This window comes from Proteus sp. CA142267 (assembly GCF_003336825.1).
In the GTDB taxonomy this organism is placed as follows: Bacteria; Pseudomonadota; Gammaproteobacteria; order Enterobacterales; family Enterobacteriaceae; genus Proteus; species Proteus terrae.
The window spans coordinates 72011-86414 of the sequence record NZ_QPMG01000009.1 but is presented as its reverse complement, the minus strand read 5'-3'; the positions used below and the strand labels follow the sequence as shown (position 1 = coordinate 86414).

16 protein-coding genes are annotated in these 14404 nt (G+C 40.0%); 14 read left to right on the top strand and 2 right to left on the bottom strand.

The genetic code is table 11. The features are described 5' to 3' along the window. The first annotated feature begins 68 nt into the window (after positions 1-68). The 14 genes from ompR to C0T34_RS14320 all read left to right on the top strand — a co-directional run bounded on the left by ompR (position 69) and on the right by C0T34_RS14320 (position 12174). Positions 69-791 carry a two-component system response regulator OmpR gene (gene ompR / locus C0T34_RS14385; protein WP_036933800.1) on the top strand — a complete coding sequence of 241 codons (723 nt, stop codon included), beginning with the start codon at positions 69-71 and terminating at the stop codon, positions 789-791. Continuing rightward, positions 788-2128: a two-component system sensor histidine kinase EnvZ gene (gene envZ, locus C0T34_RS14380; protein ID WP_098941664.1), complete on the top strand. Its 1341-nt coding sequence runs from the start codon at positions 788-790 to the stop codon at positions 2126-2128. The genes ompR and envZ overlap by 4 nt, the downstream gene beginning before the upstream one ends. 215 nt (positions 2129-2343) lie before the next feature. Continuing rightward, positions 2344-3384 carry a phosphate ABC transporter substrate-binding protein PstS gene (gene pstS / locus C0T34_RS14375; protein ID WP_098941663.1) on the top strand — a complete coding sequence of 347 codons (1041 nt, stop codon included), beginning with the start codon at positions 2344-2346 and terminating at the stop codon, positions 3382-3384. A gap of 77 nt (positions 3385-3461) precedes the next feature. Continuing rightward, entirely contained in the window at positions 3462-4421 is a 960-nt protein-coding gene (gene pstC / locus C0T34_RS14370) for a phosphate ABC transporter permease PstC (RefSeq protein ID WP_098941662.1), read from the top strand. A 1-nt stretch (position 4422) separates the two neighbouring features. Further along, positions 4423-5325, top strand: a complete 903-nt coding sequence (pstA, locus tag C0T34_RS14365; RefSeq protein WP_109850368.1) for a phosphate ABC transporter permease PstA — start codon at positions 4423-4425, stop codon at positions 5323-5325. A gap of 31 nt (positions 5326-5356) precedes the next feature. Continuing rightward, complete coding sequence (pstB, locus tag C0T34_RS14360; RefSeq protein WP_006534565.1) at positions 5357-6133, top strand: phosphate ABC transporter ATP-binding protein PstB; 777 nt, start codon at positions 5357-5359, stop codon at positions 6131-6133. Positions 6134-6147: 14 nt separating this feature from the next. Continuing rightward, on the top strand, positions 6148-6882 hold the full coding sequence (gene phoU, locus C0T34_RS14355) for a phosphate signaling complex protein PhoU (RefSeq protein WP_075671254.1): 735 nt from the start codon (positions 6148-6150) through the stop codon (positions 6880-6882). Positions 6883-7096: 214 nt separating this feature from the next. Continuing rightward, the gene (locus C0T34_RS14350; protein WP_036933789.1) at positions 7097-7936 is read left to right on the top strand and encodes an ABC transporter substrate-binding protein; all 840 of its coding nucleotides are present in this window, start codon (positions 7097-7099) and stop codon (positions 7934-7936) included. Between the two features lie 106 nt (positions 7937-8042). Then, positions 8043-8780, top strand: a complete 738-nt coding sequence (locus C0T34_RS14345) for an amino acid ABC transporter permease (protein ID WP_109850367.1) — start codon at positions 8043-8045, stop codon at positions 8778-8780. Between the two features lies 1 nt (position 8781). Then, positions 8782-9534 (top strand): amino acid ABC transporter permease, encoded by a 753-nt coding sequence (locus C0T34_RS14340; RefSeq protein WP_109850366.1) that lies wholly within the window; start codon positions 8782-8784, stop codon positions 9532-9534. A 230-nt stretch (positions 9535-9764) separates the two neighbouring features. After that, positions 9765-10016, top strand: coding sequence for a YoeB-YefM toxin-antitoxin system antitoxin YefM (gene yefM / locus C0T34_RS14335; protein WP_072068851.1), 252 nt, complete (start codon positions 9765-9767; stop codon positions 10014-10016). Then, positions 10013-10267 (top strand): Txe/YoeB family addiction module toxin, encoded by a 255-nt coding sequence (locus C0T34_RS14330; protein ID WP_075671248.1) that lies wholly within the window; start codon positions 10013-10015, stop codon positions 10265-10267. The genes yefM and C0T34_RS14330 overlap by 4 nt, the downstream gene beginning before the upstream one ends. Positions 10268-10423: 156 nt before the next feature. After that, complete coding sequence (locus C0T34_RS14325) at positions 10424-11782, top strand: NCS2 family permease (RefSeq protein ID WP_075671246.1); 1359 nt, start codon at positions 10424-10426, stop codon at positions 11780-11782. 80 nt (positions 11783-11862) lie between these two features. Further along, complete coding sequence (locus C0T34_RS14320) at positions 11863-12174, top strand: monooxygenase (RefSeq protein ID WP_098941657.1); 312 nt, start codon at positions 11863-11865, stop codon at positions 12172-12174. Positions 12175-12223: 49 nt separating this feature from the next. On the opposite strand, the gene C0T34_RS14315 is transcribed toward C0T34_RS14320, so the two are convergent. Further along, on the bottom strand, positions 12224-12772 hold the full coding sequence (locus C0T34_RS14315; RefSeq protein WP_098941656.1) for a GNAT family N-acetyltransferase: 549 nt from the start codon (positions 12770-12772) through the stop codon (positions 12224-12226). A 2-nt stretch (positions 12773-12774) separates the two neighbouring features. Then, positions 12775-14247, bottom strand: a complete 1473-nt coding sequence (locus C0T34_RS14310) for a glycosyltransferase family 39 protein (protein WP_109850365.1) — start codon at positions 14245-14247, stop codon at positions 12775-12777. Positions 14248-14404 lie beyond the last annotated feature (157 nt).

The window sequence follows — 14404 nt, the reverse complement described above, 5'->3', positions numbered from 1 at the left end:
TGGTTTAATATTCTTATCGATGATAGAATTCGCTAATAAAAGCATTTGCACTTCGGGAGCTTAAAAAAATGCAAGAAAGTTATAAAGTGCTAATCGTGGATGATGATTTACGTCTGCGTTCACTCTTAGAGCGCTATTTGACAGAGCAGGGTTTTCAAATCCGTACTGCTGCAAACGCCGATCAGATGGATCGTCTGCTCACTCGCGAATCTATCCATCTTATTGTGCTCGATTTAATGCTTCCAGGTGAAGATGGCCTATCTATTTGCCGTCGCTTAAGAAGCCAAAATAACCCTATCCCTATTATTATGGTAACTGCGAAAGGGGAAGAGGTTGATAGAATTGTTGGGCTTGAAATTGGAGCTGATGATTACATCTCAAAACCATTTAACCCAAGAGAACTACTGGCACGTATTCGCGCAGTTCTTCGTCGCCAAGCAAATGAATTACCAGGCGCTCCTTCACAAGATAACGCCATTATCTCTTTTGGTAAGTTCAAGCTGAACCTTGGTACACGCGAAATGTTCCACGAAGAAGAGCATATGCCTCTGACTAGTGGTGAATTTGCTGTATTGAAAGTACTGGTATCACACCCTCGTGAACCACTTTCTCGTGACAAATTAATGAGCCTTGCTCGTGGTCGAGAATACAGTGCTATGGAGCGTTCAATTGACGTTCAAATCTCTCGTTTACGTCGCATGATTGAAGAAGATCCAACACACCCTCGTTACATTCAAACGGTTTGGGGTCTTGGTTACGTCTTTGTTCCTGATGGAACCAGCGCTCAATGAGAAGGCTGAGGCTTTCCCCTCACAATAAACTGACACGTTCGTTATTTCTGGTTATCTCGCTACTTTTTTTTAGCTTGATAGCCAGTTATATCGTTGTGCAACACCTTATTGTTGGGCCAAGCCTTCAGCAATTTAATAAAGTATTAGCGTATGAAATACGCACTTTGATACCTGAAGAATTGATCCTAGTTGATGGCACCCCACTAAAAATCTCCCCTGCTTTACGCAATAAAATCTATAACGAATTAGGCATTTCTTTCTTTGATAAAAAAGCAGCACTTGAAGAAGGCCTTTATTGGGCAAAAATAGATGATGAGTTAAGTGAGCAGATGACTGAACATCTGGGGAGAGAAACCGAAATTTGGATTGAGAATACATTGGAATACCCTGTTTTATGGGTCAATACGCATATGTCTCCCTCGCTTTGGATACGTGTTCCGTTGACCGAATTAGGGCAAAATTTCTTACTCCCTGTTTACCGACAAACGATCATTTTTATTATTATCGTTGTCGCTTTTTTCTGGCTCTATAGTCGTTTTCAAAATCGCCCACTAAATGAAGTGGAATATGCAGCGCGTCGCATCGGAAAAGGGGTTATTCCTCCTCCTATTCCTGAATCTGGCTCTTCTGAAATGCGCTCAATTATTCGTGCCTTTAACCAGATGTCATCAGGAATTCGCTCATTAGATAATGATAGAACACTCGTTATGGCAGGCGTCAGTCATGATTTGCGTACACCATTGACTCGAATTCGTCTGGCAACTGAAATGATGAGTCCCGAAGATAGTTACCTCGCAGACTCTATCAATAAAGATATTGAAGATTGTGATGCCATTATTGGGCAATTCTTAGACTATATGCGCACAGGTAAAGAGATGTCTTTAGAACTGTGTGATATGAATAATCTATTACAAGAAGTCATTTCGGCCGAATCTAATTCAGGAAAAATCAGTGAAGAACATCTTCATCCTGGACCGATTAACATCACAGCTAACCCTATTGCAGTAAAACGAGCACTCACCAATATGGTTGTAAATGCCACTCGCTATGGTAATGGTTGGATAAGCGTTTCAAGTGGCAAAAATGAAGAATATGCTTGGTTCCAAGTTGAAGATGATGGCCCCGGTATCCCACAAGAAGATAGACAACGTCTTTTCCAACCTTTTGTTCAAGGTGAACAAGCGCGTAGCTCAACAGGTGCGGGCTTAGGTTTATCTATTATTCGCCGTATTATGGATGCTCACGGTGGTTATGTTGAGCTTGATGATAGCGTTAAAGGCGGATTACTTATCCGTGCTAACTTCCCATTAAAAGAGCGTGAAGATGAGGATGATTAATCCCTCTCTATTTCAAGTATTGAAGTGCTTTTTTATTACGCTATTTCCATTCTAATTTCTCTCCTCCTATAAATATTTCATCATTTTTTTGCTTTGTCATAAAACTGTCACAATTAAGACATTTAATTGTCATCAAACTGACCTATTGTCTGTGCGTACCGTAACCGAAGTTGATAGATGTCGAAAATTATTCTACCTATCCCACAGGAGGGATTATGAAACTGATGCGTACCACCCTGACTAGTGTCATTGCCGCTGCGTTTTCAATGACCGCTCTTTCTGCACAGGCAACGACCTCGCTGACTGGTGCTGGCGCAACGTTCCCTGCCCCGGTTTATGCTAAATGGGCAGATTCCTATCAGAAAGAAACGGGTAACAAAATTAACTACCAAGGTATTGGATCCTCTGGTGGTGTAAAACAAATCATTGCAAATACCGTTGATTTTGGTGCTTCTGATGCGCCATTAGCAGACGATAAATTACAAGCTGACGGTTTATTCCAATTCCCTACCGTGATTGGTGGCGTTGTTATGGCAGTCAATATTCCTGGTATCAAATCAGGTGAATTGACCTTAGATGGCGATACTATCGGTAATATCTATCTAGGTAAGATCCAAAAATGGAACGACCCTGCCATCACGAAACTTAATCCGGGCGTAAAATTACCAGACCAGAATATCGCGGTTATTCGTCGTGCTGATGGTTCAGGAACATCTTTCGTTTTCACTAGCTACTTATCAAAAGTAAATAGCGCATGGAAAGATGAAGTCGGCGCTGGCTCTACTGTTAAGTGGCCGACAGGCTTAGGTGGAAAAGGGAATGATGGTATCGCAGCATTCGTTCAACGTGTACCGGGTTCAATTGGTTATGTTGAATATGCTTACGCGAAACAAAACAATCTTGCTTATACTAAATTAGTCACCGCTGACGGCGAAGTAATCGCACCAACAGCAGACAGTTTTAGTGCTGCGGCAAGAAAAATTGATTGGAGCAAAAGCTTTGCACAAGACCTGACTAATCAGAAAGGTGAAAACGCATGGCCGATTACTTCTACTACCTTTATCTTAGTGCATCAAAAACAGCAAAATGCAGAAAAAGGTAAAGAAGTACTGAATTTCTTCAACTGGGCTTACGACAAAGGTAATCAAGAAGCGAAAAATCTAGATTACGCAGTATTACCCACAGAAGTTGTAGAACAAATTCGTGCCGCATGGAAAACAAGTATTAAAGACAGTAATGGTAAGCCGATTTACTAATAAAATCGGTAGCCATTAAGAGATAAGTTAACGTTCACCCCCTGCTAAACAGGGGGTAATAAATTAAAAGAGGCTTTATGGCCGAGCATACAACGGTAATAAAGGCCCCTAGTAAACGAGGGGACGTTATTTTCAGCGCACTGGTTCGTCTAGCTGCGTTGATTACACTTTTGCTTTTAACAGGTATCATTGTTTCACTGATTTTCGCCTCATGGCCAAGTATTCAACAATTCGGCCTTTCATTCTTATGGACAAAAGAATGGGATCCTCCTGCGCAGGAATTCGGTGCATTAGTGCCTATTTACGGCACCATTGTAACGTCAATCATCGCGCTGGTTATTGCCGTTCCTGTCAGTTTTGGTATCGCTCTTTTCTTAACTGAATTAGCCCCTAACTGGTTAAAACGCCCGTTAGGTATCGCTATTGAGTTACTCGCCGCTATTCCTAGTATTGTTTATGGTATGTGGGGGCTGTTTGTCTTCGCGCCGCTTTTTGCAACCTATTTCCAAGAGCCCGTAGGCAATGTGCTTTCTTCCATTCCTATCGTTGGTGAGCTTTTCTCTGGCCCTGCTTTTGGTATCGGTATCTTAGCGGCGGGTGTGATCCTCGCCATCATGATCATTCCTTATATCGCTTCTGTTATGCGTGATGTATTTGAACAGACACCTGTCATGATGAAAGAGTCTGCCTACGGCATTGGCTGTACAACATGGGAAGTGATTTGGAATATCGTTCTACCTTATACCCGAAATGGTGTTATCGGTGGTGTGATGCTGGGATTAGGACGCGCCTTAGGTGAAACCATGGCAGTAACCTTTATCATCGGTAATACCTACCAGTTAGACTCCGCCTCGCTGTTTATGCCGGGTAACAGTATCACGTCTGCATTAGCGAACGAATTTGCTGAAGCAGAGACAGGATTACACACCGCTGCATTAATGGAATTAGGGCTTATCCTGTTTGTCATCACCTTTATCGTCCTTGCGATTTCTAAGTTTATGACATTACGTTTATCAAAAAATGAAGGGGCGCGCTGATATGTCTAAAACATCCTCTTCTTCATTGCGAGTTCAAACAGAAAACGAACTGCATGTACGCAATAAACGCCAACTTTGGCGTCGTCAAAAAAACCGTATTGCACTGTTTTTGTCTGTCTCAACCATGGCATTTGGTCTTTTTTGGTTAACGTGGATCCTATTCTCCACTTTCACCAAAGGCTTTGATGGTATGTCATTAGCTCTTTTCACAGAGATGACTCCGCCACCTAATACGGAAGGTGGTGGATTGGCAAATGCTATTGTTGGTAGTGGATTACTCATCCTTTGGGCAACTGTGATTGGAACACCATTAGGTATTCTTGCAGGGATTTATCTTGCTGAATATGGTCGTCGTTCATGGCTTGCTGAAACCACACGTTTTATTAACGATATCTTGCTGTCAGCGCCATCCATTGTTGTCGGGCTCTTTGTCTACACCATTGTTGTCGCACAGATGCAGCACTTTTCAGGATGGGCAGGAATTATCGCATTAGCGTTACTGCAAATTCCTATCGTTATTCGTACCACTGAAAATATGTTGAAGTTAGTACCTGATAGCTTACGCGAAGCCGCTTACGCATTAGGAACACCAAAGTGGAAGATGATCTCTAAAATCACCTTAAAAGCCTCGGTATCAGGCATTATCACAGGTGTGTTATTAGCGATTGCGCGTATTGCAGGCGAAACTGCACCACTGTTATTTACTTCACTATCAAATCAATTCTGGAGCACAGACTTAAACGAACCGATAGCTAACTTGCCTGTGACTATCTTTAAGTTCGCCATGAGTCCTTTCGCTGAATGGCAAGAGCTTGCCTGGGCTGGCGTATTACTTATCACCCTCTGTGTTCTATTTATCAATATTATCGCGCGCGTGCTGTTTGCTAAACGCAAGCACGGTTAACCGCAGTAAGTTAAGCAAGAGAGAACGTTAAATGATTATGGCTAATGATAACGCAGGAAATAAAATCCAAGTTCGTGATTTGAACTTCTACTACGGTAAATTCCATGCGCTGAAAAATATCTCTTTAGATATTGCCAAAAATAAGGTGACTGCATTTATCGGCCCTTCTGGCTGTGGTAAATCAACCTTACTGCGTACTTTTAATAAAATGTATGAGCTTTATGGTGAACAACGTGCAGAAGGTGAAATTCTGCTAGATGGCAACAATATCCTAACAGATAAACAAGATATTGCGTTATTACGCGCCAAAGTCGGAATGGTATTCCAAAAGCCAACACCGTTCCCGATGTCGATTTATGACAACATCGCCTTTGGTGTACGTTTATTCGAAAAGTTATCTCGCGCTGATATGGATGAACGTGTTCAATGGGCTTTGACTAAAGCCGCATTATGGAACGAAACTAAAGATAAATTGCATCAGAGTGGATATAGTCTATCTGGCGGTCAGCAACAGCGTTTATGTATTGCACGCGGTATCGCTATTCGTCCTGAAGTGTTATTGCTTGATGAGCCTTGTTCGGCACTTGATCCTATTTCAACAGGTCGTATTGAAGAACTTATCAGTGAACTAAAATCAGAATATACCGTGGTTATCGTGACACATAACATGCAACAAGCAGCACGTTGTTCTGATTACACTGCATTTATGTATTTAGGTGAGTTAATTGAATTTAGCGATACGGATACGTTATTTACGCGTCCTGCGAAAAAACAAACTGAAGATTACATCACTGGGCGTTATGGCTGATAACGAGGCAATAAATGGATAATTTAAATCACAATAAGCATATTTCTGGTCAATTTAATGCTGAGTTAGAGCATATCCGTACTGAGCTGATGGTTATGGGTGGGCTTGTTGAAGAGCAACTGAAAAAAGCTGTTATGGCAATGCATAATCAAGACCAAGCATTGGCAAACGAAGTTATTCAAGGTGACCATAACGTCAATATGATGGAAGTCGCCATTGATGATGCGTGTATGCGAATTATTGCTAAACGCCAGCCAACAGCGAGTGACTTACGTTTAATTATGGCGATATCAAAAACGATCGCTGAGCTAGAACGTATTGGTGATGTTGCTGAAAAAATCTGTAAAACTGCACTTGAAAAGTTTTCACACCAGCATCAACCACTGCTCGTGAGCTTAGAATCTTTAGGTCAACACGCTATACAAATGCTTCACGATGTTCTTGATGCATTTGCGCGTATGGATTTGGATGAAGCAGTACGTATCTATCGTGAAGATGCTAAAATTGATAACGAATATGAAGGTATTGTCCGTCAATTGATGACTTATATGATGGAAGATCCTCGCACCATTCCTAGTGTACTAACCGCACTATTTTGTGCCCGTTCAATTGAACGTATCGGCGACCGTTGTCAGAACATTTGTGAGTTTATTTTCTATTATGTAAAAGGTCATGATTTCCGCCATTTAGGGGGCGACCAAGTAGAAAAAATGCTAACAAGAAGTGACGACAGCAACGCTTCTAAATAAATTTATCTCTCTTTTTCTTCTCTTCAAAACAGCGACACTTATGTCGCTGTTTTTTTATTCACCCATAAATGAATACCGTTCTAGCTCAACACTTTTTCTCACCTTATTCCTTAAAAGCATATCCATATCAATTTTTATTATTTTATGAACTTAGATCAACTTGATAGCGTGATATCCAACATAACGATGATAATTCTTTTCTTTGGGGTGAATAATGAAATTACGTGTCTTGGCAACCGCATTAATAGCAGGCTCTGTGCTTTTCTCTGGTATTGCAAAAGCAGATAAGCTCGACGATATAAAAAAAGCAGGTGTAGTACGTATCGCGATTTTTGACAGTAATCCTCCATTTGGATTTATTGATCCTCAAACCAAAAAACTCGCAGGTTATGATGCAGATATCGCCAATGAGATCGCCAAAGATCTAGGTGTAAAACTGGAACTGCGTCCAACAAACCCAGCAAACCGTATTCCACTTTTAAGTTCTAAAAAAGTCGATTTAATCGCAGCAAACTTCACCATTACCGATGAACGCGCTAAGCAAGTTGACTTCTCTGTTCCTTACTTTGCAACTGGACAAAAATTTATTGCACGTAAAGGGGTTTTAACCAACCCAGAACAAATTCACTCACTGCGTATTGGGGCTGATAAAGGTACCGTTCAAGAAATCACATTACGTGAACGCTATCCTGACACCAAAGTTATCTCTTATGACGATACACCTCTGGCCTTCGCTGCATTACGTAACGGTAACGTACAAGCCATCACACAAGACGATGCGAAATTAGTGGGTTTATTAGCAAATCTTCCTGATGCCATTAAAGCCGATTTTGAAGTGTCATCATTTAGCATCACCCGTGAATATCAAGCAGTTGCAGCAGCTAAAGGTGAAGAGCGTTTAATTAACGAAATCAATAACACCCTATTAAGATTGGAAAAAGAAGGTAAAGCAGACGAGATCTACAATCGTTGGTTTGGCCCTGAAACAAAATCGGCTCAACCTCGTGGTGATTTTAAATTTGCCCCGCTATCAGAGCAAACACCACAATCTTGATCTTTAAAGCGTAATAACTCTCTTCTTTCATCAAAACAAAGTTATTCCTTTATTAAAACACCTACCCCGCCTTTGCGGGGTTTGGTGTCTACAATAGGTCTATTATATGTTTGAGCAATTTCTTTCACATTACCTTCTTGAGCCACACTATTTAAGTTGGCTTTGGAGTGGTTTTCTAATCACCTTGCTTATCTCTTTTTGGACTATTGTCATTGCAACATTAATGAGCTTTGCCCTTAGTGCTGCAAGAGATAGCGCTTTTGCACCATTACGCTGGTTAGCCACGGCTTATACTTCACTGTTTCGTAATACTCCGCTGTTAGTACAGTTATTCTTTTGGTATTTCGCATCAGGCGAAATTCTGCCACAAAGCGCCATGATATGGTTAAACACGTCTCATGAGATTGCATTTTTAGGTATAACGCTTTCTTGGCCTTCTTTTGAGTTTTTAGCGGGCATTGTGGGTCTGACATTTTACTCAACGCCATTTATTGCCGAAGAGCTAAGAGCCGGTATTCAAGGTGTTAAACAAGGGCAAAAGTATGCCTCTTTGGCATTAGGTCTAACGCAATGGCAATCTATGCGTTATGTGATTTTACCCCAAGCCTTTCGTATTGCTCTGCCCCCTTTATTGGGTCAATACATGAATGTGATAAAAAACTCATCACTGACTATGGCTATTGGTGTTGCAGAGCTTTCTTACGCATCAAGACAAGTTGAAACAGAGTCTTTACGCACCTTTGAAGCCTTTGGTGTTGCAACGGTTCTCTATATTGCAGCAATCGCATTGATGGAAGCTTGGGGACAATGGCATCAGCAACGTAAACTAGCACAAGGGTATTAATATGGACTTTACTGTTATTGCTGATAACTGGCAGTACTTACTCTTTGGTGCTTATCCTGACGGACCTTTAGAAGGTGCAGCACTAACCATCTTTATCAGTATTATTGCAGGTATTGCATCAATTATTTTGGGTACATTAGGTGGCATTGCTTTGGCTATGTTTAGGGGCGTCTGGGTTAACCTTTTTGCGGCTTTTTTAGGTTTTTTCCGTGCAATTCCCGTCATTATGTTGATATTTTGGGTCTATTTTTTATTGCCTGTTGTATTAGGGATGGAAATACCTGAAATCACCACGGTAATTTGTGCGTTAGCTTTAATTACATCATCTTATATTGCACATGGCGTTAAAGCCGGTATTTTGGCGATTGGAAAAGGGCAATGGCAAGCAGGGTTATCATTAGGCTTTAATCGCTGGCAAGTGTTATGGCATATCGTATTGCCACAAGCATTACGCATGATGGTGCCTTCATTTATTAATCAGTGGATAGCCTTAATTAAAGATACTTCACTAGCTTATGTGGTGGGTGTAGGTGAGCTTTCTTTCTTAGCAACCCAAGTTAATAACCGCAGTATGGTTTATCCAATGGAAGTTTTTCTGTTCGTGGCTTTTATCTATTTTATCCTCTGTTTTTCATTGGAAATTATTGCCAATAGAGTAGCGAAATTATTTTCCACACAAAAAGAAAAGCGCCCTTTTTGGCAGATGGTGTTGCCGATAAAAAAGAGACAATTTGTTGAGAAGAGTTTAGGTTAATGCAAAGAAGGCTAAAAATATTTGGCCTTCTTTAAATAATAGAAAAAAGTAAAATTACCAATATAATTAGTGTGTTGGCTTTAATTATTATTTGCTAGACAAAACTAAATACCTATCATCATGCCTTACTAAATAATCTCCACACACACCCATCAAGTACTTACTTCTGTACTTAAATACTAAATCGTGTATAATTCGACCAAAGTAGATATAACTCTCTGGATAACAAGATGAAAACGATAAATTATACAGAAGCAAGACAAAACTTAACTTCAATTATGAATGAAACAATTGATGATAGAGTACCCATCATGATCACAAGGCAAAAGGGTATTCCATGTGTTCTTTTATCTCTTGATGAATACCAAGCACTAGAAGAAACTGCCTATCTGTTACGATCTCCAGCGAATGCGCGCCATTTGCTCGATTCTATTGATGAACTGAACCAAGGTAAAGGTATAGAAAAGGATATAACGGAATGAAATTAATTTTTTCTGAGCAATCATGGAGTGATTATCTTTATTGGCAACAAATAGACAAGAAAATAATTAAACGCATTAACGAACTCATAAAAGATATTAAAAGAACACCGTTTAGCGGAATAGGTAAACCAGAGCCCTTGAAACATAATTTAGCAGGTTTTTGGTCAAGACGGATCACTGATGAACATCGCCTTATCTACCGTATTACTGATTCCGCTATAGAAATTGCATCATGTCGATACCACTATTAGCCTCCTTACATTTATCCAGTTTAACTCTTAAAGGATCTCAAAGTATTTTTAAGCTTTAGATTTTCCTTCTACGCAATCGATTACTTTTTTAGGTGCAGTTATTGTTTTATTTGTGTAGGATAAAGCGAAAAACATTTTTTTTGGGATCTTTTGTCTATGAGCATGTCATCACCAAATTCTGGATCACAGGGTTTGCTCCAACGCCTGTTTAAGCTACAAGAACACGGCACAAACGCTCGCACCGAACTGATTGCGGGTATCACGACTTTCTTAACGATGGTTTATATTATCTTCGTTAACCCTCAAATTCTTGCTGCTGCCAATATGGATATCAAAGCCGTCTTCGTGACGACCTGCTTAATTGCGGCTTTCGGCAGTATTTTAATGGGATTAGTGGCAAATTTACCTATTGCTGTTGCGCCTGCGATGGGCTTAAACGCATTCTTTGCCTTCGTAGTCGTTGGTGCTATGGGTTACTCATGGGAAGTCGCTATGGGGGCGATTTTTTGGGGTGCAGTAGGGCTATTTTTACTGACTCTCTTTCGTATTCGCTACTGGATAATTGCCCATATTCCACTGAGTTTACGTGTTGGTATTACTAGTGGTATCGGTCTTTTTATCGCCATGATGGGCTTAAAAAACTCCGGTATTATTATTCCTAACAACGATACCATCGTTACTATCGGTAATTTTGCTTCTCATAACGTATTATTAGGTGCATTAGGCTTTTTTATTATCGCTATTCTTGCTGCTCGTAATATTCATGCCGCAATTCTTATCTCAATTGTTATCACCACTGTAATTGGTCTTCTTTTAGGTGATGTTCAATATCAAGGCATCTTCGCTGTTCCTCCTTCTATCACAACCGTTGTTGGTAAAGTTGATATTATGGGTGCCTTAGATATCGGTCTTTCTGGCGTGATCTTTGCTTTTATGTTGGTTAACCTATTTGACTCTTCAGGCACATTAATTGGTGTTACTGATAAAGCAGGTTTAACTGATGACAAAGGCAAGTTTCCACGAATGAAACAAGCGTTATATGTCGATAGCTTAAGTTCTGTTGCAGGCTCTGCAATGGGAACATCTTCTGTAACTGCCTTTATCGAAAGTACTTCCGGGGTTTCAGTTGGTGGTCGTACAGGTTTAACTGCCGTTGTTGTGGGTATTCTTTTCTTACTCGCTATCTTCTTGTCACCACTAGCAGGTATGGTGCCAAGCTATGCAACAGCAGGGGCACTGATTTATGTGGGTGTATTAATGACATCCAGCCTTACACGCGTGAAATGGGATGATTTAACAGAATCCGTTCCTGCTTTTATCACCGCAGTTATGATGCCATTTAGCTTCTCAATTACCGAAGGTATCGCACTAGGCTTTATTGCTTATTGTGTTATGAAAGTGGGTACTTTCCGCTGGAAAGAAATTAATCTCTGTGTTGTGATTGTTTCACTGCTATTTATTTTAAAAATATTACTCATTGATACTCATGTGATTGATTTGAATTCTTTATTCTAATATTCAATAAATTAAGATCATCATGATACAGACAAAACGGCACCAATAACGTGCCGTTTTTTATAAGAAAAGAGGTGATTATGCACGTACTTTTACAAGTAGATTTCCCTTATCATGGTCCTTTCGGTGATGAAATGACACAAGCTATGGATGCATTATCTGCATCAATCAATCAAGAGCCTGGCTTTATTTGGAAAATTTGGACTGAAAATAAAGAAACCCAAAAAGCAGGTGGGATTTATCTTTTTGATTCAAAAGAAAATGCTCAAGCTTATTTAGAGAAACACAGCGCTCGGTTAAAATCGTTTGGTATTCCAGAAGTACGTGGTGATATTTTTGCAGTAAACCAAGCTTTAAGCTTAAAAAATCAAGCCTGTTTTTTGGCTAAGTAGCTAAAAGCACAAGTGTTATATGCCACTTGTGCCTTTCTATTTTCTGCAATTACTCTGCTTTTGTGGGCAACAGCAAACCAAAAATAATAGAATCAGAAACTTCATCACCGACTATCCAGCGCTGTTTTAAATACCCTTCTTGCTCAAAACCTAATTTCGCTAACAACGCAGCAGATGCTTTATTATCAGGGTGGATATCCGCTTCTAAACGGCGAACAGATAGATGTGTTTGAAGATACGCAATAAACGCCACCATCGCTTCTTTCATAACACCTTTACCTTGATAAGCTGTATCAAGGCAATACCCAATTTCACCACGTCGTGAATTTGGGTAATGATTAAAGAAAACACACATGCCCATCAGTGCATTTGTTGCTTTATCTATCACCGCTAAGCGCAGATACTCTTTTCTTTCCATATGCGTAATATCTTGAATAATATCTTCTTGCGCTTCTTGCAGTGACTGCCAAGGGAGATGGCTCCAATAACGCGTCACTTCTGCTGAACTCATGATCTTAAACCAATCGTCAGCATCCCCCATTTCAAAAGGACGCAATCTTAATCTTTCTGTTTCAACCTGAATATCAGCGTAACGCATTTCTACTTTTCCTTATGTATTTTGGGCGCCACAAAAGCAATACAAACTGGCTCGGCAATGGCATCGGGCTCAGCGCGAAACATTATCTCTTGAGTATCGGCTATTTTTAAACTCGGCCAGTGCTTTAAACCTTCAGTAAAATGTGCTTTCTCACAGTAATAGCCGACTTTACTGATCAATACGACACCTTTTTCTTCTAATTGCTGAAGTGTAATATGTCGATTATAAATATTGGGGGGCTGCACATTCGCTTCTAATATCCAAGGCTGTGAAGATAATGGTCTATCTTTGCCATAAAAAGTTACCCACTCATGCATATACTCGCCGCCCACATACACAAGTGGTGTGTGATAATGCTGATACCAAGCTTGTTCAACATCTTGCACAAAGGTTTTTACACCAATAAATTTTTGACCTGCATTACGCACATTAGCGGCTTGAACGACGGTATAACCAGAAATAACCAACATCCCGAAAACACCTAAACCATATAGTGCGCCACGTAATGAACGTTTGGGCATGACACTAATTGAGCCAACAAAAAGCGCAGTCGCAATCGACATAAAGGGTTGTAGCCACTCGCTGATACGCCCCCCTTCATGAAAACTAAACCAAATAAAAATAATCATTAATGGAAACAGAAAAATAAAATTGAGTAATTGGCTATCCTTAGAAGCAGACCAACTAACACGTCCACCATAAAAACGTAAAATCCCCCACATTAAAATCACAGGGTAAAAAACAGTGAGTGCAGCACGAGTGGTGCGTAAATTAAAACGGTTTTCGATTTGGGAATCGACCCACTTAAAAGCGGCAAAATCGGTTTGCCATAACCAAATAAAGTTGGGAATAACAAAAGCAAACCAAATAGCCAACGCTAAATAGAAATAAGGTGAACAATAACTTGCTCGAACTTTAGGCACAAAAAGGCTTGATAAAAATACAGAACCAATAAAAGCTAATGATGAATATTTCCCCATTGTGGCAATACCCATCGTAATCGCAAAACCAATCCAATATTTTTGATTGTCATTAATAGCACAAAGGAAAAAATAGAACGCCCATGCCCAACAACCAACTAGAATATAGTTATCGTTATAAGGGATAATATCAAAGTTGATAACGCCAGATAAATTAAGCGCCAACATAGCAAACCAAGCTAAGTTAGTATTTTGCGTCAATTTATAAGCTAAGTTCCAAACCCCTAGTAACCCAACAGCAATGACAATAAAGTGGATAAAATACCAATAAAAGCTAAAATCAATACCGCCGTAAATAGCAGGTGTCATTATAAAGCCAACAAACCAAGGATTTTTAGGGGAACCCCACCCTCCGTTAGTGCCCCAATTGACAGCCTCTACGGCATCATAAGGCACAGTAGGGTCAAAGAGATAACTCACTAAGATCCAAAGTGCCGCATAACCAATAACCCACCAATATACTGGTTTACGTAATTGTGTAGATGATAATGTCATAATAAATAGAAATTTAAGTTGATTAATTTAGTTTGGTCATTAATTGACGTCACAACACAGTAAAGTATAGTGAAACGAACCGCACATTGTACGTGAGCAAAAATTAAATTGTCTTAAATTTGCGCTTTTATTGAAAATTTGTTTCTGATAGATTGCG

Bases quoted from the DNA above. Each gene is read 5' to 3' on its own strand.
- C0T34_RS14345 (WP_109850367.1), top strand. From the start codon at position 8,043: ATGTTTGAGCAATTTCTTTCACATTACCTTCTTGAGCCACACTATTTA.
- ompR (WP_036933800.1), top strand. From the start codon at position 69: ATGCAAGAAAGTTATAAAGTGCTAATCGTGGATGATGATTTACGTCTG.
- C0T34_RS14330 (WP_075671248.1), top strand. From the start codon at position 10,013: ATGAAATTAATTTTTTCTGAGCAATCATGGAGTGATTATCTTTATTGG.
- phoU (WP_075671254.1), top strand. From the start codon at position 6,148: ATGGATAATTTAAATCACAATAAGCATATTTCTGGTCAATTTAATGCT.
- C0T34_RS14320 (WP_098941657.1), top strand. From the start codon at position 11,863: ATGCACGTACTTTTACAAGTAGATTTCCCTTATCATGGTCCTTTCGGT.
- pstS (WP_098941663.1), top strand. From the start codon at position 2,344: ATGAAACTGATGCGTACCACCCTGACTAGTGTCATTGCCGCTGCGTTT.
- pstB (WP_006534565.1), top strand. From the start codon at position 5,357: ATGATTATGGCTAATGATAACGCAGGAAATAAAATCCAAGTTCGTGAT.
- envZ (WP_098941664.1), top strand. From the start codon at position 788: ATGAGAAGGCTGAGGCTTTCCCCTCACAATAAACTGACACGTTCGTTA.
- yefM (WP_072068851.1), top strand. From the start codon at position 9,765: ATGAAAACGATAAATTATACAGAAGCAAGACAAAACTTAACTTCAATT.
- C0T34_RS14310 (WP_109850365.1), bottom strand. From the start codon at position 14,247: ATGACATTATCATCTACACAATTACGTAAACCAGTATATTGGTGGGTT.
- pstA (WP_109850368.1), top strand. From the start codon at position 4,423: ATGTCTAAAACATCCTCTTCTTCATTGCGAGTTCAAACAGAAAACGAA.
- C0T34_RS14340 (WP_109850366.1), top strand. From the start codon at position 8,782: ATGGACTTTACTGTTATTGCTGATAACTGGCAGTACTTACTCTTTGGT.
- pstC (WP_098941662.1), top strand. From the start codon at position 3,462: ATGGCCGAGCATACAACGGTAATAAAGGCCCCTAGTAAACGAGGGGAC.
- C0T34_RS14315 (WP_098941656.1), bottom strand. From the start codon at position 12,772: ATGCGTTACGCTGATATTCAGGTTGAAACAGAAAGATTAAGATTGCGT.
- C0T34_RS14325 (WP_075671246.1), top strand. From the start codon at position 10,424: ATGAGCATGTCATCACCAAATTCTGGATCACAGGGTTTGCTCCAACGC.
- C0T34_RS14350 (WP_036933789.1), top strand. From the start codon at position 7,097: ATGAAATTACGTGTCTTGGCAACCGCATTAATAGCAGGCTCTGTGCTT.